The organism is Streptomyces sp. A0958, assembly GCF_004795035.1.
In the GTDB taxonomy this organism is placed as follows: Bacteria; Actinomycetota; Actinomycetes; order Streptomycetales; family Streptomycetaceae; genus Streptomyces.
Genome location: NZ_SSBK01000017.1, coordinates 90,490 through 109,647, shown reverse-complemented (window position 1 = coordinate 109,647; position 19,158 = coordinate 90,490). Strand labels below are relative to the sequence as shown.

General features: G+C 73.3%; 17 protein-coding genes. 9 read left to right on the top strand and 8 right to left on the bottom strand.

Annotation, left to right across the window (positions count from 1 at the left end):
* Nucleotides 1-120: 120 nt before the first annotated feature.
* On the top strand, nt 121-600 hold the full coding sequence (locus E6P78_RS18690) for a hypothetical protein (protein ID WP_240799268.1): 480 nt from the start codon (nt 121-123) through the stop codon (nt 598-600).
* Nucleotides 601-715: 115 nt separating this feature from the next.
* On the opposite strand, the gene E6P78_RS18685 is transcribed toward E6P78_RS18690, so the two are convergent.
* From E6P78_RS18685 to E6P78_RS18675, 3 genes are all read right to left on the bottom strand, one after another.
* Entirely contained in the window at nt 716-1,138 is a 423-nt protein-coding gene (locus tag E6P78_RS18685) for a hypothetical protein (RefSeq protein WP_136204738.1), read from the bottom strand.
* A gap of 102 nt (nt 1,139-1,240) precedes the next feature.
* Nucleotides 1,241-2,452: a pyridoxal phosphate-dependent aminotransferase gene (locus tag E6P78_RS18680; RefSeq protein ID WP_136204737.1), complete on the bottom strand. Its 1,212-nt coding sequence runs from the start codon at nt 2,450-2,452 to the stop codon at nt 1,241-1,243.
* Nucleotides 2,453-2,678: 226 nt separating this feature from the next.
* On the bottom strand, nt 2,679-3,515 hold the full coding sequence (locus E6P78_RS18675; RefSeq protein ID WP_136204736.1) for an arylamine N-acetyltransferase: 837 nt from the start codon (nt 3,513-3,515) through the stop codon (nt 2,679-2,681).
* Nucleotides 3,516-3,677: 162 nt separating this feature from the next.
* Here E6P78_RS18675 and E6P78_RS18670 point away from each other — a divergent pair, with 162 nt between their 5' ends.
* The 5 genes from E6P78_RS18670 (at nt 3,678) to E6P78_RS18650 (ending at nt 7,899) form a co-directional block, all read left to right on the top strand.
* The gene (locus E6P78_RS18670; protein WP_136204735.1) at nt 3,678-4,016 is read left to right on the top strand and encodes a hypothetical protein; all 339 of its coding nucleotides are present in this window, start codon (nt 3,678-3,680) and stop codon (nt 4,014-4,016) included.
* 169 nt (nt 4,017-4,185) lie between these two features.
* Complete coding sequence (locus tag E6P78_RS18665; RefSeq protein ID WP_136204734.1) at nt 4,186-5,025, top strand: CPBP family intramembrane glutamic endopeptidase; 840 nt, start codon at nt 4,186-4,188, stop codon at nt 5,023-5,025.
* A 14-nt stretch (nt 5,026-5,039) separates the two neighbouring features.
* Complete coding sequence (locus E6P78_RS18660; protein WP_136204771.1) at nt 5,040-6,215, top strand: histidine kinase; 1,176 nt, start codon at nt 5,040-5,042, stop codon at nt 6,213-6,215.
* Nucleotides 6,212-6,871 (top strand): response regulator transcription factor, encoded by a 660-nt coding sequence (locus E6P78_RS18655; RefSeq protein WP_136204733.1) that lies wholly within the window; start codon nt 6,212-6,214, stop codon nt 6,869-6,871. Before E6P78_RS18660 ends, E6P78_RS18655 begins: the two co-directional genes overlap by 4 nt.
* 128 nt (nt 6,872-6,999) lie before the next feature.
* A complete protein-coding gene (locus E6P78_RS18650; RefSeq protein ID WP_136204732.1) occupies nt 7,000-7,899 on the top strand; it encodes a serine protease in 900 nt (299 codons plus the stop codon).
* Nucleotides 7,900-8,052: 153 nt separating this feature from the next.
* Here the strand turns inward: E6P78_RS18650 and E6P78_RS18645 are convergent, their stop codons facing one another.
* The 3 genes from E6P78_RS18645 to E6P78_RS18635 are packed head-to-tail and all read right to left on the bottom strand — an operon-like array spanning nt 8,053 to nt 11,915.
* Nucleotides 8,053-8,916 carry a DUF1206 domain-containing protein gene (locus E6P78_RS18645; protein WP_206307840.1) on the bottom strand — a complete coding sequence of 288 codons (864 nt, stop codon included), beginning with the start codon at nt 8,914-8,916 and terminating at the stop codon, nt 8,053-8,055.
* 33 nt (nt 8,917-8,949) lie between these two features.
* On the bottom strand, nt 8,950-10,584 hold the full coding sequence (locus E6P78_RS18640; RefSeq protein WP_136204730.1) for a D-aminoacylase: 1,635 nt from the start codon (nt 10,582-10,584) through the stop codon (nt 8,950-8,952).
* Between the two features lie 41 nt (nt 10,585-10,625).
* A complete protein-coding gene (locus tag E6P78_RS18635; RefSeq protein WP_136204729.1) occupies nt 10,626-11,915 on the bottom strand; it encodes an alanine racemase in 1,290 nt (429 codons plus the stop codon).
* A 151-nt stretch (nt 11,916-12,066) separates the two neighbouring features.
* Between E6P78_RS18635 and E6P78_RS18630 the strand changes: the two genes are divergently transcribed.
* The 3 genes from E6P78_RS18630 to E6P78_RS18620 are packed head-to-tail and all read left to right on the top strand — an operon-like array spanning nt 12,067 to nt 14,339.
* Nucleotides 12,067-13,158 (top strand): sugar kinase, encoded by a 1,092-nt coding sequence (locus E6P78_RS18630; protein WP_136204728.1) that lies wholly within the window; start codon nt 12,067-12,069, stop codon nt 13,156-13,158.
* Nucleotides 13,155-13,913, top strand: coding sequence for an IclR family transcriptional regulator (locus E6P78_RS18625; RefSeq protein WP_136204727.1), 759 nt, complete (start codon nt 13,155-13,157; stop codon nt 13,911-13,913). The genes E6P78_RS18630 and E6P78_RS18625 overlap by 4 nt, the downstream gene beginning before the upstream one ends.
* Nucleotides 13,914-13,919: 6 nt before the next feature.
* The gene (locus tag E6P78_RS18620) at nt 13,920-14,339 is read left to right on the top strand and encodes a RidA family protein (RefSeq protein WP_136204726.1); all 420 of its coding nucleotides are present in this window, start codon (nt 13,920-13,922) and stop codon (nt 14,337-14,339) included.
* 120 nt (nt 14,340-14,459) lie between these two features.
* Here E6P78_RS18620 and E6P78_RS33885 read toward each other — a convergent pair whose 3' ends face one another.
* Entirely contained in the window at nt 14,460-16,811 is a 2,352-nt protein-coding gene (locus tag E6P78_RS33885; protein ID WP_136204725.1) for a serine/threonine-protein kinase, read from the bottom strand.
* A 230-nt stretch (nt 16,812-17,041) separates the two neighbouring features.
* Nucleotides 17,042-18,775, bottom strand: a complete 1,734-nt coding sequence (locus E6P78_RS18610) for a glycoside hydrolase family 18 protein (RefSeq protein ID WP_136204724.1) — start codon at nt 18,773-18,775, stop codon at nt 17,042-17,044.
* Nucleotides 18,776-19,158 lie beyond the last annotated feature (383 nt).

Here is a 19,158-nt window from a genome sequence, read left to right as displayed (position 1 = left end):
ACTCGTAGTCGTGCTGTGACCGTCCGGAGCTGTCGCGGCGACCCGCACGACCGTACGTTTGACCAGGCCGCGCCGTCCGTGCGCGGGACGTTGGTTCGACGGTGCCGGGGGCGACGCGTCATGACGTATCCAGGTCCGCAGCTCTTCCCGAAGCGGTCGATGCCGGGCCGGCAGGTGGCCCTGATCACGGTGGGCGCGACGCTGGTGGCGCTGATCGCGGTGTCCGTCGTGGGCTTCGTGTACGCCTACGGGCAGAACCACGAGAACCTGCGCTTCCCGTCCCAGGACGTCACCGTCTCCTCCTGCCGGCGGGACGCGACGACCGGCCGCCCGGTGGCAGACATACGGGTGACGAGCCAGGCCGGGCGGCGCGGGACCTACACCGTGCCCCTCGTCTTCCGGGACCTGCCGGACGCGGGCGGAGAGGGCGGGGCCGCGGCCAGGAGCACCGTGGTCGTGGCGGACCTGGCGGTGGGGGCCACGGCGTCCCGGCAGGTCACGGGGCCGGTTCCGGTGCTCGGGCGGGCCGAGTGCGAGATCGGTGACGTGACCTTCCTGTCGACCGCCGCCGCCGCGACGGCGTCCCCGTCCGCGCCCTGAGCCCCTGCGCGGGCGGGGCTCAGGCCCGTCCTGCCGGGGTCGGAGGCGGAGCCGTGGAGGGCGTAGAGGTGTGGCGCCCGGTCCGCGCGCCTCGACGGCGCGTGGACCGGGGCCGTCAGTGGGCGCCGACCAGCCGCGTGCGGGCGGTGGCGGGCTGCTCGGTGCCGGCCGCGGCCGGGATCGCCTCGGTGTGGGCGTCCATGCGCTCGGCCGAGAGGATCGCGACCGCCGTGTCGGCGCGGGAAGCCGCCACCACCAGGGCCCGGCCCGCGAGGGCGTGGGCGCGGCGGTGGAGGGCGGCGGCGGGCGCGTCGCTCAGACCGGCGTGCCGGGCGGGCGGGGCGCCGCGCAACCGGGCGACCTGTTCGGCGATGCGGTCGCCCGCCTCGCCGAGACCGAGCTCGTCGGTGACCGCGAGCAGAGCGGCCAGGTGTCCGGCGAGCTGGATGTCCAGCTCCTCCTCGCGGGTGCGGTGCGGGAAGTCGCCGGCGTGGTCGGCCGGTGTGTGGACCGATTTGGAGCGGATCGGTTCGTACATGGATGGCCTCCTGGTGATGCTGTGAGAACCATCCTAGCTTGGATTGAGTCTAAAGTTGTCCATCATCGAGAAGCGGCCCGCGGGTGGCCGCTCCCGGCCCGGCTACACCTGGCTGTAGCCGTCCAGGAAGCGGGCGATCCGGCCGATCGCGTCCGTCAGGTCCTCGGCCGAGGGCAGCGTCACCACGCGGAAGTGGTCCGGGTCCGGCCAGTTGAACCCCGTCCCCTGCACCACCATGATCTTCTCGGCCCGCAGCAGGTCCAGGACCATCTGCCGGTCGTCCTTGACCTTGTAGACCTTGGGATCGAGCCGGGGGAAGAGGTACAGCGCCCCCTTCGGCTTCACGCAGGTCACGCCCGGGATCTGCGTCAGCAGGTCGTACGCCACATCGCGCTGCTCCAGGATGCGGCCGCCCGGCAGCACCAGGTCGTTGATCGACTGCCGGCCGCCGAGCGCGGTGGCGACGGCGTGCTGCGAGGGCATGTTGGCGCACAGCCGCATGTTGGCCAGGATCGTCAGCCCCTCGATGTACGAGGTGGCGTGCGCCTTCGGCCCGCAGACGGCCAGCCAGCCCGAGCGGTAACCGGCCACCCGGTAGTTCTTCGACAGCCCGTTGAAGGTGAGCACCATCAGGTCGGGGGCGATCGTCGCGGTGGGGGTGTGGGTGGCCCCGTCGTAGAGGATGCGGTCGTAGATCTCGTCGGAGCAGACGACCAGGTTGTGGCAGCGGGCGATCTCCGTCAGGCCGCGCAGCATCTCGTCGTCGTACACCGCACCCGTCGGGTTGTTCGGGTTGATGATCACCATCGCCTTGGTGCGGTCGGTGATCTTCCGCTCGATGTCGGCGAGGTCGGGCATCCAGTCGGACTGCTCGTCGCAGCGGTAGTGCACCGCCGTGCCGCCGGCCAGCGAGACCGAGGCCGTCCACAGCGGGTAGTCCGGGGCCGGGACCAGCACCTCGTCGCCGTCGTCGAGCAGCGCCTGCATCGACATCTGGATCAGCTCGGAGACGCCGTTGCCCAGGTAGACGTCCTCGACGTCCAGGTCGATGCCCTTGGTCTGGTAGTGCTGCATCACCGCCCGGCGCGCGGACAGCAGCCCCTTCGCGTCGCCGTAGCCGTGCGCCCCGGAGAGGTTGCGCAGGATGTCCTCAAGGATCTCCGGCGGGCACTCGAAGCCGAACGCGGCGGGGTTGCCGGTGTTCAGCTTGAGGATGCGGTGACCGGCCGCCTCCAGCCGCATCGCCTCCTCGAGCACGGGGCCGCGGATTTCGTAACAGACGTTGGCGAGCTTCGTGGACTGGATGACCTGCATGTCAGGGAGCTTACGACTGTGTTTCACGGCCCGCCCGGGCTTTCGCCGCCGGTTGGCCCGCCCGGGTAGGGGAGCACGTCCGTCCGGGCTTTCATCGCCATGCGCCCGCCTCCCCGCGCCGTCGGAACGCCGGTCGCGGGAGGGGCGGGGCTTGGAATGGGGTGGCCCGGGGCTGTGACGCGGCGCGGCGGGTGAGATGCGCCACGGCGCGCGGCGGCGGACGGGCCTACTGCGGGAGGCGGGCGCCTTCCGGGAGCCGGATCGTGAAGAGTTCCGCCAGTACGCGCCTCACCTCGCCGGCGTCCGCCAGCTCCCGCTCCTCCGGGGCGCCGCCGTCGTGCGGCGTCACCACCAGCGTGCGGCCGGACAGGGCCAGGTGGGCGTCCTCGGTGGTGCGCCGCACGTACAGCAGATGCTCGAAGGGCGAGCGCGGGTTGGTCGCGATGTGCCAGTTGATGACCTCGAAGTCGGGCGCCTCGAACGGCTCCCGCGTGAACGCGTACTGCCGCGCCCACTCGCCGTCGCGGGTACGCGCCTGGAGTTCCCACAGCTCCAGCGGCCCGTCGTGCTCCGGCCGGACGAGCCGGTGGTGGCGCGGGGTGTCGTGCAGCTCGGCCCCCGGCACCAGCGCGATCGGCTCCAGCAGCGAGCCGGCGGCGCCGAAGCCGACGTCGGCGAGATACGGGTCCGGCTCGCCCGGCACCCGGACCTCCATCAGCATGTGGGTGCGGGGCCGGATGTCACCGGGGGCCGCGCCCAGCACCACCCGGGCGGTGAGCAGCGTGACCCCGAAGCCGAGCGCCCGCAGCGCGGCGGCGAGCAGCGTGTTCTGCTCGTAGCAGTAGCCGCCGCGCCCGCCGCGCACGATCTTGGCCTCCAGATCGGATACGGCGAGCGAGGGCACGGTGCCCAGGACCGGGTCCAGATTCTCGAACGGGATGCCCAGCGCGTGCGCCCGGTGCACGGAACGCAGCACGGCCGCGGTGGGCCGGCGCTCCCCGCTCCAGCCGATCCGGGCGAGGTAGGCGTCGAGGTCGAGTACGTGGGCGGCGTCGCGAGTCATGCCCCGACGGTACGCAGCGGCGGCCGTCGCGCCGCTTCCGCCCCCGGACGGACGGGAGTCGGTCATCCGGTCCCGGCCCCGGTCCGCGGGGCTGACCCACCGTTACCTCTGAAGTCGCTCAACACCGGTGGGCAACGCAGGGGAGCAGGGCACACTCGGCACATGATCGGAAACGGGAAACAGGACATGGCCGTGATCGTGGTGCGCGACGCGGACGCCGTCGTCGCCGCACTCCGGGAGGCGCTGGAGCAGGCGGGCGAGGAGGACCGCCCCGGCCTGGAGCGGGCCCTCGCGCTGGCCGCCGCGCAGGCCGGGGTGCCGGACGCGGAGCTGCGCGGCCGCTGGGCCGGGCGCCGGATCAGGGCGGGCGGCCACGAGGGGCCCCTCGACGCCGTGGCGGCGGTCAAGGCGCTGCGGACGGCCGAGCCGGGGCTGGGCCTGCGGCAGGCCGTGCGGCTGTCAGGCGAGGCGGCGGCCCTGACGGAGGCGGAGGCCGGGTAGCGGTACGGGGCGGGGACCTGCCCCGTACCGGCCCCCGGTGGCCCGCGCGCTGTCCCCCGTGCGAGCTACACGCAGGTGTCCACCCAGCGGTGACGCTTTCGGCGCTCCCCGTCCGTAGCGTTCGAGCGGAGCCGCGGCAGGTCGCCGCGGACGTGTCGAAGGGGTTCTCATGAGAGTGGTCTGGCAGCTTCTCGCCGTCGTGGCGGTCTGGGCGATCAGCGGCCAGTGCGTCAGCGCGGTGGACGGTAATCCGTGGCTCACGCTGGTCCTCGGCCTCGTGACCGCGGTGATCGCCGTCCTGGTCTACCGGTGGGTGGTGGGGCGCACCGAGCGGCGTGCGGTCACCGAGCTGGACCGGGAGGGCGCGGCGGGGACCGTCGGGCGTGGGGTACTGATCGGGCTGGCGCTGTTCGGGGCGGTCATCGCGAACATCGCGTTCCTCGGGGACTACGAGGTCGACGGCCTGGGCTCGGTGACGGGCGCGGTGGGGCTCGTCGGCTTCATGGCCGCTGCCGCCGCCACCGAGGAAGTGGTGTTCCGCGGCGTGCTGTTCCGGATCATCGAGGAGCGCGCCGGGACCTTGATCTCGCTGACGCTGACCGGGGTGCTGTTCGGCCTGATGCACCTGGCCAACCCGGAAGCGAGCCTGTGGGGCGCGCTCGCCATCGCCATCGAGGCGGGCGGCATGCTCGCCGCCGCGTACGCCGCCACCCGCAATCTGTGGGTGCCCATCGGTGTGCACTTCGGCTGGAACTTCGCCGCCGCCGGCATCTTCAGCACCGAGGTCTCGGGCAACGACACCCCGAAGGGCCTCCTGGACTCGACGGCCTCCGGCTCCCAGCTGGTCACCGGCGGCGACTTCGGGCCCGAAGCGAGCGTGTACGCCGTGCTGTTCGGGGCCCTGCTGACGATCGTGTTCCTGTGGCTGGCGCACCGGCGCGGCAATCTGGTGCCCCGCCGCGGCCGGCGTACCGTCCCGGCCGAGGCCGCCACTACAGTTCCCCGGTGACCAGTCTTCGCAGTGTGCCGGCCCGGTGGCGGCGGTTCGACATCGCCGCCCTCCGGCCGGCGCGGTGGCAGCGGCTCGACGTCACCGTCCGCGACCTGCCGTTCGGGCTGCTGCTCTTCGCCCTGTCGCTCGTCCCGGCCTTTCACCGGCACGGGACGGAGCTCGGCGCCGTACCGGACCGTCCGTTGGACGCGGTGGCCGTGCTGGCCGCCGCCCTGGAGGGCCTGCCGCTCGCCCTGCGGCGCAGGTGGCCGGCGGCCTGCCTGGTCCTGGTGTCGCTGGGCTTCGCCGTCGACCAGTTCCGCGGCTACCACATGGTCGCCGGCACCGCGCTGCCCTTCGCCCTGCTGAGCGCGGGGGCCCATCTGGACCGGCGCCGGCGCGTCACCGCGCTCGCCCTGACCGCCGCCTACGTGCCGCTGGCCCTCGTCCTGCACGGGTACGGCACCGGCGAACCGGCGGACGAGTTCCTGACGTTCTACCTGGTGCTGGCCCTGGTCTGGGGCGTCGGGACGTGGCTGCGCTCCACCCGGGCCGCCGAGGCCGAACGCCGCCACCGCGTCGCCGAGGACACCCGTACCGCCGAACGCGCCCGCATCGCCCGCGAGTTGCACGACGTCGTGACCCACCACGTGACGGCGATGGTCGTACAGGCCGAGGCGGCCCGCTATCTGACCGCCGCGCCCGACCGGCTCGACCACACCCTGAGCACCGTCACCGACACCGGGCGGCGGGCCATCAACGACCTGCGCCACCTGCTCGACCTGCTCGACCCGGGCCACGGCGCCGAGGCCAGGACGCCGACCGTCGGCCGTATCCGCACCCTCGTCGAGCAGACCCGGCGGGCCGGGCAGAGCGTGGAGTTCACCGAGCAGGGCACCCCTGCCGAGTCCACCGGGAGCGCCGACCTGGTGGCCTACCGTGTGGTGCAGGAGGCGCTGACCAACGCGCTCAAGTACGCCCACGGCAGCCGGACCTCGGTGCTCGTGCGGCACGGCGGAAGAGAGATCACCGTGGAGGTCGGCACGGACGGGTCCGGCGCACGGGCCGAGGTGCCCGGAGGCAGCGGGCGGGGCCTGGCCGGGCTGCGCGAGCGGGTCGGCGTCCTGGGCGGCGAGTTCAGCGCGGAGCCCGGGGCCGACGGCGGCTTCGTCGTACGGGCCCGCATACCCTCGGGGAGCGCGTCGTGACCGCGCCGGTCCGGGTCCTCGTCTGCGACGACCAGGTCCTGGTCCGCACCGGCCTCGCCACGATCATCGACGCCCAGCCCGACCTGGAGGTGGCCGGCGAGTGCGGGGACGGGCGGACCGCCGTCGAGATGGCCGGCCGGCTGCGCCCGGACGTCGTGGTGATGGACATCCGCATGCCGGTGCTCGACGGCATCGAGGCGACCCGCCTGCTGGCCGGGGCGGGCGTCGAACAGCCCGTCAAGGTGCTCGTGGTGACCACCTTCAACCTGGACGAGTACGTGTACGAGGCGCTGCGCGCCGGGGCGAGCGGGTTCCTCCTGAAGGACGCCCCGCCCGCCCAGCTGCTGCACGGCATCCGGACCGTGCAGACGGGCCAGGCGCTGCTGGACCCCGAGGTGACGCGCAAGCTGGTCGGCCGGTACGCCGCCCGCATCCGCCCCACCGGGGGCATCCCGTCCGACATCCCGCTGACCCCGCGCGAGCTGGAGGTCCTGCGCCTCATCGCGGACGGCTTCTCCAACAGCGAGATCGCGGCGGCGCTCCTGATCAGCCAGGAGACCGTCAAGACGTTCGTCTCCCGCATCCTGGCCAAACTCGGGCTCCGCGACCGCGTCCAGGCCGTCGTCTACGCCTACCGCCAGGGCCTGGTGACCTGAACGCGCGGCCGGAATCCGCCCCTTGTGCGCCCCCTCTCCATGCGCCAGCATGCGCATGTCAAAACCGAAAGAACTTCGGTCGCAGAGGCCTGTCGCGCTCTGTTCAGGTCACAAGAGGGGACCCCCACATGAAAAAGCCTCTCGTCGGCGCGCTCTTCGCGGTGCTGCTCCTCGGAGCCGGCATCGCCCCCGCAACCGCGGCCACGAGCCACGAAGCGGCACCGGCCGGCACGGTCGGGGCGACGGCCTCGTCCGGTCACAGCACGCTCCGGACCGAGGCGAAGGCCCGGCCCAAGGCCATCGGCTTCGCCGGGACCGTGGCGCTCAGCAACTGTTCGGGCTCGGTCGTCCGTACGCCGGACTCGCAGCCGGGCGACCCGGCCCTCGTGCTCTCCAACGGGCACTGCCTGGAGACCGGCTTCCCGGCCCCCGGCCAGGTCCTGCTCAACCGGTCCTCCAGCCGCACCTTCACCCTGCTCAACGCCTCGGGCAGCGGCGTCGGCACACTCCGGGCGAGCAAGATCGCGTACGGGACGATGACGGACACCGACATATCGGTGTACCAGCTCACCTCCACGTACGCCCAGATCGAGAGCACCTACGGCATCAAGGCGCTGGAGCTCAACACCGCGCACCCGGTCCAGGGCACCGCGATCACCGTCGTGTCGGGGTACTGGAAGCGCACCTACAACTGCAACGTCGACGGGTTCGTCCACCGGCTGAAGGAGGGGCAGTGGACCTGGAAGGACTCGGTCCGCTACACCTCCGCCTGCCAGACCATCGGCGGCACCTCCGGCTCGCCGGTGATCGACAACGCCACCGGCAAGGTCGTCGCCGTCAACAACACCGGCAACGACGACGGCCAACGGTGCACGGACAACAACCCGTGCGAGGTCGACGAGAACGGGCAGGTGACGGTCCGCCGGGGCATCAGGTACGCCCAGGAGACCTACGGCATCGCCGCGTGCATCGGCGCCGGCAACGTCTTCGACCTGAACCGTGCGGGGTGCACGCTGCCCAAGCCGTGACCGGCGGGACGTGAAGGAGCCTGATCCGGCGGGACGTGAAGGAGCCCGGTTCGGCGGAACGTGAAGGGGCCTGGTCCGGCGGGACGTGAAGGGGCGGGGCGGGAGTGATTCCCGCCCCGCCCCTGTCCCGCGCCGCCGGGCCAGAACGTGCGTTCAGATCCTGCGCCACCGCGCGTTGGCCCAGGAGAACAGGCCGAACGCCGCCAGGCCCACCGCGATGAGGGCCAGCAGCCACGGACCGGCCGGGGTCGCGCTGAAGGCCCGCAGCGTGTCGTCCATGCCCTTGGCCTCGCCGGAACGGGCCTTCACCGCCGCCGACACGGCGAAACCTCCCGCGGCCGCGAAGACGAGCCCGCGGCTGACCCCGCCGAAGATCCCGGCGATGTCCACGCCCCGCCGCTCGGCGGGCGACATCTCGCCCATGCGCAGGTGCTTGTGGAACTTGCGGAGCGCCGCACGGCCCGCGATCCACAGACCCGCGCAGGCGACGCCCACCCCGGCCGCGCCCACCAGCCACCGGCCGCCCGGCATGTCCAGCACCCGGGCCGTGACGTCCTGCGAGCGGGCGTCGCCGCCGCCACTGCCACTGCCCTTGTCGCCCGCGGCGAACATCAGGACCGAGTAGGCCACGAAGGCGTAGAAGACGGCCCGCCCCGCCGAGGCCAGCCGCTTGGTCGCCTTGTCCCCGTCCGGGCCCGCCGCCCCGAACGCCGCCTCGGACACCCGCCACAGGGCCATGCCGGCCAGGGCGATCCCCAGGACCCACAGCAGGACGTGCCCGAAGGGCTTCTGCGCGATCTCCGCGAGCGCCCCGCCCCGGTCCGCCTGCTTCCCGCCGCCGCCCTTGCCGTCGCTGTCGCCCCCGCCGAACGCGATGCGCAGGGCGAGGAAGCCGACCAGGAAGTAGATCACCCCACGTGCCACGAACCCCGCACGCCCGCCCGCCTCGACGGCTGTGCTGTTTCCGGCCTGCCGCGCCTTTCCGTGACTCTTCGAGGCTGTCGCAGAGATATTCATGACACCCGGTTGCCCTGGGGCCTGTTCGGGAAACTACCGCGCCCCCGCCGCCCTGGCCCCGCCGGAGCGCACCGACCGGCCCGCCAGCACCTGCGTACGCCTGCCGTCCTCGATCACGAAGCGGCCGTCGATCAGCACGTGCGGGATGCCGGCCGGCAGGGCGCGGGGCTCCTCGAAGGTCGAGCCCGCCGCCACCGTCGCCGGGTCGAAGAGGACCAGGTCGGCGCGGTAGCCCTCGCGCACGTACCCCCGGTCGGGCAGCCGCAGCCGGGCCGCCGGGCGCGAGGTGAGGTGGGCGACGCACTCCTCCAGCGACAGGACGCCCAACTCCCGTGCGTACCGGCCCAAGTAGTGGGGAAAAGTGCCGTAGGCGCGGGGGTGCGGCTTGTCGCCCTGGAGGATGCCGTCACTGCCGCCGGTGTGGACGCGGTGGCGCATGATCTGCCGGACGTTCTCCTCGTGGCCCACGTGCTGGAGGATCGTCGTCCCGAGCCGGTCCGCCACGAGCAGCCGCCGCGCGGTCACCCAGGGCTCCTCGCCCCGTCGGTGCGCGGACTCGGCGACCGTGAGGCCGACGTACGCGGCGAGCGCGGGCGCGCCGACGCCGGAGATCTCGATGGTGTCCCACTCGATCGGCACCCCGTGACAGCCGTCCGAGCCGGTGACCTCCAGGTCGTGGCGGACGCGGGCGGCCGTGGCGTCGTCGGCCAGCCGCGCCAGGACCGCTTCCGGGCCGCCCTCGCTCGCCCAGCTGGGCAGCATCGCGACCAGGGTCGTGCAGCCGGGGGTGTACGGGTAGGTGTCGAGCGAGATGTCGGCGCCCGCGTCGAGCGCGTCGTCCAGGAGGGCGAGCAGGTCCGGGGCCCGGCCCTCGTTCACCCCGAAGTTCATGGTGGCGTGGGCGAGATGCAGGGCGCAGCCGGCGGTGCGGGTGAGCCGCACCATCTCCTCGTACGCCTCCAGCGCGCCGGCGCCGTAGGAGCGGTGGTGCGGGCAGTAGTAGCCGCCGTGCGCGGCCACCACCCGGCACAGCTCGGTGAGTTCGGCGTCGTCCGCGTACATCCCGGGGGTGTAGGTGAGCCCCGAGGACATACCGACGGCGCCCTCGCGCATCCCCTGGTCCACGAGCTGCCGCATCCGGGCCAGTTCGGCGTCGGTGGCGGGCCGGTCGTCCCAGCCGACCGCGTACATCCGGACCGTGCCCTGCGGGATGAGGTAGGCGGCGTTGACCGCGATGCCCCGGCCGCCGAAGTTGCGGTCGAGCCGGTCGAGGTAGCCGCCGACGGTGCGCCAGTCGAAGTCGATGTCGTCGCCGTCGCCGTTCCACCCGGAGATGGAGCGGCGGACCTGGGCGAGCGTGCGGTCGTCCACGGGCGCGTACGACAGGCCGTCCTGGCCCAGGACCTCCAGCGTGACGCCCTGGGCGGCCTTCGCGCTGTGGTCGGGGTCCCGCAGCAGCGCCAGGTCGCTGTGGGCGTGCATGTCGATGAAGCCGGGGGAGAGGGCCAGTCCGTCGGCGTCCAGGGTGCGGGCGGCGGTGGGGCGGGGGCCGGGGGAGTCCTCGCGGTGGATCTCCGCGACGCGGCCGTCGGTGACGGCCACGTCGGCACGGTAGGAGGGGGCGGCGGTGCCGTCGATGACGGCCGCGTCGCGGATGACGAGGTCCATGGGGTGTCTCTGGCTGCCTTTCGGAGGGGGCGGACCCGGGCTCAGAAGAAGGTGCGGACGAAGTCGGTGACCGTGCCGTCCGCCTCCACGAGCGGGATCAGCTGCCACTTGTCGAAGCTCGTGCACGGGTGGGACAGGCCCATCCCCACCCAGTCCCCGACCTCCAGCCGGGCGCCCGCCTCGGTCCGTACCCAGGCGTGCTGGTCGGACAGGCCGCTGATCGTGATGCCCTCGGCCGCCCGCACCGACCCGTCCCGGGCCGACCGCACGACCTGCGCCTCGGGCAGGTCCAGGTCGTACGCGGCGTCCCGCTTGCCCGCGTTGAGGAACGCCTGCTCGGCGGTCGGGCGCGACACGACCTGCGCCCACAGCCGGAACGCCGGCTGCAGCGCCCCCTCCTCGGGCACCCGGTTGAACGGCGTGAGGTGGCGGTAGTGCCCGTCGTCGTGCGAGACGTACGCCCCCGAGCGCAGCAGCTTGAGTACGGGGGCTGAGAGCTCGGGGATCTCGGCGAACACGTCCGCCACCGCGTCGAACCACGCGCTGCCGCCCGCGCTGATCACGATCCGCTCCCCGGCCCCGAGCGCGGCGAAGCGGCCCGCCGCGTCGAAGCCGGCGGCCAGCGCGACGAGCCGGCGCAGCCAGTCCCGGACCCGCTCGCCGGAGGCCTGCGGCACCTCGCCCTCGTACCCCGCCACGCCCACCAGGCGCAGGGTCGTGGCCCCGGCCACCGCGTCGGCCACGGCGGCGCAGTCCGCCTCGGTCCTCGCACCGGTGCGGGCGCCCTCGCCCGCTCCCAGCTCCACCACGACGTCGACCGGGCGGGAGGCGCCCGCCGCGCGCAGGGCCTCGTCCATCAGCTCCACCCCGCGCACGGAGTCCACGTAGCAGACGAACGCGAAGTCCGGGTCGGCGTCCAGCTCGCCCGCGAGCCAGCGCAGCGCGGCGGCGTCGACCAGCTCGTTGGCGAGGAAGATCCGACCGATCCCGAACGCCCGGTAGACGCGCGCCTGGTGGGGGACGGCCGCCGTGATGCCCCACGCGCCGTGCTCCAGCTGGCGGGCGAACAGCTGCGGGGACATCGACGTCTTGCCGTGCGGGGCGAAGGCGAGACCGTGGCGCTCGGCGTACGTCTCCAGGAGCGCGAGGTTGTGCTCGACGGACTCCGCGGACAGGGCGAGGACGGGGGTGGTGAACCCGCCGCCGAAGAGGTTGCGGCGCTCGGCGGCCAGCGCGCCGACGGTCAGGCCCGTCGCGTCGGGCGGGAGGCCCTTGAACCGGTGGTCGACCGGTTCGTCGGCGAGAGCGGTCACGTGGTGCGCGGCGGCCATGGGTTCTCCTCGGTCCGGTCAGCGGAGTGATTGCAGCATATGCAACACCCATTGCGTATATCGCTCAAGGCTGTCTAACATCCGAGCCGACGCCCGGTCAATGGTGTGCCGGTGCCGCCCGCCGCCGTCGCCCGACCCCGAGGAGCCCCGCGTGTCCGGAACCACGCCCAGGACCGGTGCCGACGCCACGACCGCCGACGTCGTGTGCCTCGGCGAGTCCATGGTGACGTTCCTGCCCTCGCGGCCCGGGCGCCTCGCCGACGTGCCGTCCTTCGCCCGGGGCATCGGCGGCGCCGAGTCCAACGTGGCCTGCGCGCTCGCCGCGGCCGGACACCGGGCGGCCTGGGTGAGCAGGGTCGGCGCGGACGGCTTCGGCGACCACCTCGTCGATGCGGTCGCCGCGTACGGCGTCGACACCTCCGCCGTGCGGCGCGACCCGCACCGGCCGACCGGCATCTACTTCCGTACGGCGACGGACCGGTTCACCGATCTCCACGAGGTGGCGTACTACCGGGCCGGGTCCGCCGCGTCCACGATGTCCCCGGCCACGGTCCCGTACGAAGGGCTGCCGGCCGGGCGCGTGCTGCACCTCTCCGGCATCACGGCCGCGCTCTCCGCCGACTGCCTGGCCCTGCTCCGCGACCTCACCGCCCCGCGCCCGGACCGCCCCCTGATCTCCTTCGACGTCAACCACCGCCCCGGGCTGTGGCGCGGCTCGGACGCGTCTCCCGCGGTGCTGCTGGAGCTTGCCCGTCGGGCGGACCTGGTGTTCGTGGGGGAGGACGAGGCGGAGGAGGCGTGGGGGGTCGTCGGGGCGGAGGCGATCCGTGAGGCGCTGCCGGAGCCGGGGGTGGTCGTGGTGAAGCGGGGCGCGGACGGGGTGACCGTGTTCTCGCGGCTCCGCCCCGGACCCCGCTCCTCAGACGCCGGAGGGGCTGATCACTCGGCCGACACCGTCACCCACGTCCCCGCCCTCTCCGTGGACGTCGTCGCCCCCGTCGGCGCCGGCGACGCGTTCGCCGCGGGCTTCCTCTCCGCCACCCTGCGCGGACTCCCCGTCCGCACCCGCGCCCGCCACGGGCACCTGATGGCCGCCGCCGTGCTCACCGTCCCCGGCGACCTCACCGACCCGCCCGCCCGCGACCGGGCCGACCATCTCGCGGCACTGGACGACGCCGCCTGGGGGAGACTGCGTCTCGGCCCCGGCTGGACGGGGGACGACACGGAGGTACGTACGACATGAGTCAGACCGTCGACCGGGCGCTCAGCATCCTGCCGCTCCTCGCCCAGGGGCCCGCCGACCTCGGGCAGGTCGCCGAACGGCTCGGCGTCCACAAGTCCACCGCGCTGCGCCTGCTCCGTACGCTCCACGAACACGGCCTCGTCTACCGCCAGCAGGACCAGCGCTACCGCCTCGGCGCCCGCCTGTTCGCGCTCGCCCAGGAGGCCGTCGAAAACCTCGACGTACGCGAGATCGCCCACCCGCACCTGGCCGAACTCAACGAGAACTGCGGGCACACCGTCCACCTCGCCGTGTACGAGGAGAACGAGGTCCTCTACATCGACAAGGTCGAGAGCCGCTACCCGGTCCGCATGTACTCCCGGATCGGCAAGCCCGTCGCGATCACCGTCGCCGCCGTGGCCAAGCTCCTGCTCGCCGACCTGAGCGAGGCCGAGCGGCGCGCCGTCGCCGACAAGCTCGACTACCCCATGTACACGTCCCGTTCGACGCCCGGCGCCGCCGCGTTCCTCAAGGAGCTCGCCACCGTACGCGAACAGGGCTGGGCCACCGACCTCGGCGGCCACGAGGAGTCCATCAACTGCGTCGGCGCCCCCATCCGCGGCGCCGACGGGCGCGTAGTCGCCGCGATGTCGGTCTCCGCGCCGAACGTGGTCGTCACGGCCGAGGAACTCCTCTCCCTGCTCCCCCTGGTCCGTCGCACCGCCGACACCATCAGCCGGGAGTACTCCGGCAGCAACCGACCCAAGAAAGCCTGATCACCGATGACCGACAAGACCGCCAAGACCGCCCTCACCCCGAGCACCCACACCACCCCGCCGGCGAAGTTCTCGCACGGCGTGCGCAAGGGCAACATCCTCCAGGTCGCCGGCCAGGTCGGCTTCCTGTCCGCCGTGGAGGGCCAGGCCCCCACCCCGGCGGGCCCCACCCTGCGCGAGCAGACCCTCCAGACCTTCGCCAACGTCAAGGCCATCCTGGAGGAGGGCGGCGCGAGCTGGGACGACGTGATGATGATGCGCGTCTACCTCACGGACGTGGACCACTTCGCCGAGATGAACGACATCTACAACGCGTACTTCGCCGAGCAGGACCTCAAGGAGGCCCCCGCCGCGCGCACCACGGTCTACGTCGGCCTGCCCAAGGGCCTGCTCATCGAGATCGACGCCCTCGCCGTCCTGGGCTGAACCACCACCGCACCACCACCCCGCCCGGCACGGCGCCCCGCACCCCGCAGGCGCCGTGCCGCGCTCTCCGGCGGGGCCGCGCCGCTCAGCCCGGTGATCCAGGCGCTGCCTCCGGCCGGTTCACGCGGCCGAGGCGCAGATGATGCTGCGGCCCTGGTTCACCTGCCAGTACCAGAAGCGTTCGCCGGGCCCCGCCGGGCAGGTCCAGTTCCGGCCCGCCTTCGGGGCCCGGTAGAAGCCGGTGATCCGCAGGATCGACTGGCCCGCCTTGGGCACCTTGGACGCGCCGCAGCTCCACACCACCGTCAGATCGGCGTTGGTGGCCCCGTTGACCTCGGCCGGGAAGCACTGGCCCGCCCGGTACACCCGGTCCAGGCACAGGGTCCGCACGACCCCGTCGCCGCCCGTCCTGCTCCACCAGGTGTAGCCCGCCCCGGTGTCACAGGAGCTGGACGCGCCGGAGCGGGTGCTGACCCGGTTGACGTGCATGTACGCGTTCGAGGCGCTGCAACTCACCCGGGTCGGGCGGCCGGCGCTCATGTGGTCGTGCCCGTCGTTGTACACGTTGAGGCAGTCACCGGCGTGCACGGCCGCGAAGGCCCGGTCGGTGGCGTCCATGGTGGGCTTCGGGGACGGGGTGGGCGTGGGGGTCGGCGTCGGCTCCTCGGTCTCGCTGTCGTCGGAGTCGGAGTCGGAGTCCGAGTCGGAGTCGGCGTCCGTGCCCGTGCCCGCATCCGTGTCCGTGCCCGCGTTCGCGTCCGTGCCCGCGTCCGCATCCGTGCCCGTGCCCGTGCCCGTGCCCGCGTCCGCGTCCGCGTCCGCGTCCGTGCCGGCCCTGTCGTCCCCGTGGGTGTCGAGGTCGCTGCCGGAGGTGACGGAGCCGGACGCGGTGGTGCCGGACGCCCTGCCGCCGCCCCCGTCACCGCCCGCCTTCTCCCAGGGCTGCCACGCCAGCAGCGCGATCACGGCGGCCACCGCGAGCAGCCAGCCCAGGGCCGGGGCGCCGGCCGACGAGCCGGTGCGCGGGGACGGGGCGCCGGGGCCCGGCGGGGTGGGCGAGGCGGTCCGGGGCCGGGCGGCCCCCCGGCGGGCGGCCCGCTCACGCTCGGCGCGTTGGAGGGCCGCCCGTTCCTGCTCGGCCCGCTCCCGGTCCGCTCGTTCCTGGGCGGCGCGCGCCCGTTCGGCGCGCTCGGCCTCCCGGCGGGCCGCTTCCCGGCGCGCGGCCTCCTGCCGGGCCGCTTCCCGGCGGGCCTCCTCCGCGCGCTGCCGCTCGGCCTGCCTGGCCTCCCGGCGGGCCGCCTCGGCCCGCTCCCGCTCGGCGCGCTCCGCCTGCCGGCGGGCGTGGAGTTCGGCCTGTTCACGCTCCGCCTGTTCGCGTTCGGCCTGCTCGGCGCGCTGGCGCGCGGCCAGCTCGGCGAGGGCCGCCATCTCGCGGCGGGTGCGGTCGCGCTCGGCCCTCGCCCGCCGCTCCGGCGAATGGACCAGCGTCGGGGGCGGCTGCGGGACCGGGCGGGTGCGCTGGACGAGGGTCGGGGCGGCGCCGGCCGGGTCAGTGGAGCGGCCGTTGGCCCACTCCCGCCCCTGGGCGGCGTACGCGTCGATCAGTGCCGTCCAGCGCGGCGGCAGCCAGCGGGTGCCGCTCGACGTCGGCGGCAGCCCTGCCTGCTGAGCACGGAAGCGGGCCAGCAGGTCGGTGAGGGACGGCCGGTGGCGTGGCTGGACGGCCAGGCACGGCCGGACCGTGGCGACCAGCTCCTTCGGCAGCCCGGTCAGGTCGAGTTGGCCGCGCTGCACGCGGGCCAGCAGCCGCAGGGTGTCGCCGTCGGAGCGGTAGGGCGGCCGCCCGGTGGCGAGCAGGAACAGCGTCGCCCCCAGCGAGTACACGTCGGAGGCGGCCGTGGACTCCTCGCCGCGGGCCTGCTCGGGCGAGGTGAAGGCGATCGTGCCGAGCGTGAGGCCGGTGAGGGTCAGGTCGCCGGTGTGCGAGATGCCGAAGTCGATGACGCGCGGTCCGTCCAGCGGCAGCAGCACGTTCTGCGGCTTCACGTCGCGGTGGACGATCCCCGCCTCGTGCAGGGTGGCCAGGGCCTGGGCGGTGCCGGCCGCGATCCACCGTACGGCCGAGGCGGGCAGCACCCCGCAGGAGCGCACCAGTTCGGAGAGCGGGGGCGCCGCGATGTAGTCGATGGCCATCCACGGCCACCGGGCGTCCGGGTCGGCGTCCCGTACGCGTGCCGTGAACGCGCTGTCCATCCGTTGCGCGAGCGTCACCTCGCGGGCGAAGCGCCGCCGGTCGGTCTCGCTGACCCGGGCCTCGGCCAACAGCGTCTTCACGGCGACGAGACCGCGGTCGCCGCCGCGGGCCAGATAGATCCGGCCCATGCCCCCGGACGCCAGCCGCCCGAGCAGACGGTACGGTCCGAGGGTCGCCGGGTCGTCCCCGCCCAGCGCTTCGATCCGCGCCCCGGCCATGTCACTCCCCCTGTCGCCCCAGCACCGCGCCCCCCAACGGTGCCACGCGCGGGCGCGGACATCCATGCGGTCGGGCAACACCCGTACCCGAGTGTTGCGTTACCGGTACCGAAGCCGCGTATCGCCCGTCCCGGGGGGCGCCCCCCGCACGCAGCAGCGCCGCCGGGGGAGCGGCGGCGCTGCTGGTCAGGGTTGCCGGTCGGGGTGACGGCAGGAGTGACGGGTGGTGGTTACGGCAGGCCGTGGACGTGCGGGGCGACCGCGTTCGACCAGGCGTTGCCCGACTTGGCGTCCCAGTTGGTCGACCAGGTCATCGCGCCGCGCACACCGGGGTACGTCTTCGACGGCTTGAAGGTGCCGCAGCCGGTGCCCTTGGCCAGGCAGTCCAGGGCCGCGTTCACGACCGACGGGGAGACGTAGCCGCTGCCCGCGCCGCTGGTGGAGGCGGGGACACCGAGGCCGACCTGCGACGGGTCGAGGCCGCCCTCCAGCTGGATGCAGGCGAGCGCGGTGAGGAAGTCCACCGAACCCTGCGAGTAGACCTTGCCGTCGCAGCCGAGCATCGAACCGCTGTTGTAGTACTGCATGTTGACGACGGTCAGGATGTCCTTGATGTTGAGCGCCGTCTTGAAGTACTCGCCCGCGGTGGACTGCATGTCGATGGTCTGCGGGGCCATCGTGATGACGAGGCCGGAGCCCGCCTTCTGCGACAGCGAACGCAGCGCCTTCGTCATGTACGTGGAGTTGAGGCCGTTCTCCAGGTCGATGTCGACGCCGTTGAAGCCGTACTCCTGGATGAGCGAGTAGAGCGAGTTGGCGAAGTTGGTCGCGGACGCGTCGCTGTTGACCGAGACCGAGCCCTTCTCGCCGCCGACCGAGATGATGACGTTCTTGCCGGCCGCCTGCTTCGCCTTGATGTCGGCCTTGAACTGGTCGACGGTGTAGCCGTTCAGGCCCGCCGAGTCCAGGTTGAAGGTGACGGCACCGGGCGTGGACGTCGCGTCGGCGAAGGAGACCGCGATGATGTCGTAGTTCGCCGGCACGTCGCTGAGCTTCTGGACGGTCGCGCCGTTGTTGAAGTTCTGCCAGTAGCCGGTGACCGCGTGCTTCGGCACGGAGGTGCCCGGGTTCGGGTTGCTCGTCCCTGAGGTGGCCGTACGGCCGCTGACCGTGGCGGACTTGACGGACTCACCGGCCGCGTTGGTGGCGGTCACCGCGAACTGGTACGCCGTGTCGGCGGAGAGGCCGGTGATGGTCGCCGAGGTGCCGGTGGAGGTGGTGGCCTTCGCGCCGTCCTTGTAGACGGTGTAGCCGGTCGCACCGGACACCGCGTTCCAGGACAGGGCGATGGAGGAGGACGTGGTCGAGCCGACCGCGAGCCCGGCGGGGGCGCCGGGGATCGACGGGCCGGGCTGGTCGGTGCCGCCGCCGCCGTCGGGGCCGCTGACCGAGACGTCGTCGACGAGGTAGGCGGACTGCCCGTACCAGCCGTGCGTGTACACGGTGACGGAGGTGGTGTTCGGGCCGGTCGTGAAGCTGGTGCTGAGCTGGGTCCAGCTGGTGGAGCCGGGGGTCCAGGTCGACACGTCGGTGGTGCCGGTGCCGGTGGCGCCCAGGTAGGCGTAACTGCCCTGGACCCAGGAGCTGAGCTTGTACGTCGAGTTGGGCTTGACGGCCACGATCTGCGTGCACTGGGCGTTGTCCTGGCCGGCCGGGGTCGCCCGGAGGGCCGAGGTGCCGCTGTGCACGGGGGAGGAGACGGTGGTGCCGGAGTTGCCGGTACACGTCCAGTTGGCGAGGCCGGACTCGAAGCCGGCGTTCTTGGCGACGTTGATGTCGGCGGCCTCGGCGCTGGTGACGAGCCCGGTCAGGGTCAGCGCGCCGGCGGCGACGACCGCTACGGCGGAGCCGAGGACCGGACGGGTGCGGCGTCGTCTGCGGCTCGGTGCGGGGGAACGATCCACTTGCTGCCTCCGGGGGGAGTCGGGGATGGCGGGGGAGCGACACGGGGGTGTCAGGGGGGTGTGGAATCGAGGAACGGTGGCCACCGCTGGGCGATAAACTGGTCCAGACCAATCAAGTTGTCAAGACCTCTGGCAGTGACCGTTCGCGACGCGGCGGCCCGACGGGGTGCGCGGGGGCCCGCCGGGGCCGCGGAATCGTACGGAAATCAACAAGCGTTCGCTTGGGGCGGTTTGTCGCGCCGACTCCCCGAGAAGACTTCATCAGCCTTGCCGTACCGACTTCTTGAAGGTGTTCTCTGCCCTGCCGTACGTGGATAAAGTGCTCAGGCGGGAGCATCCGAGCGGAAGCACCCGGCGGGAGCGATTACGGCCGGCGGTACGCG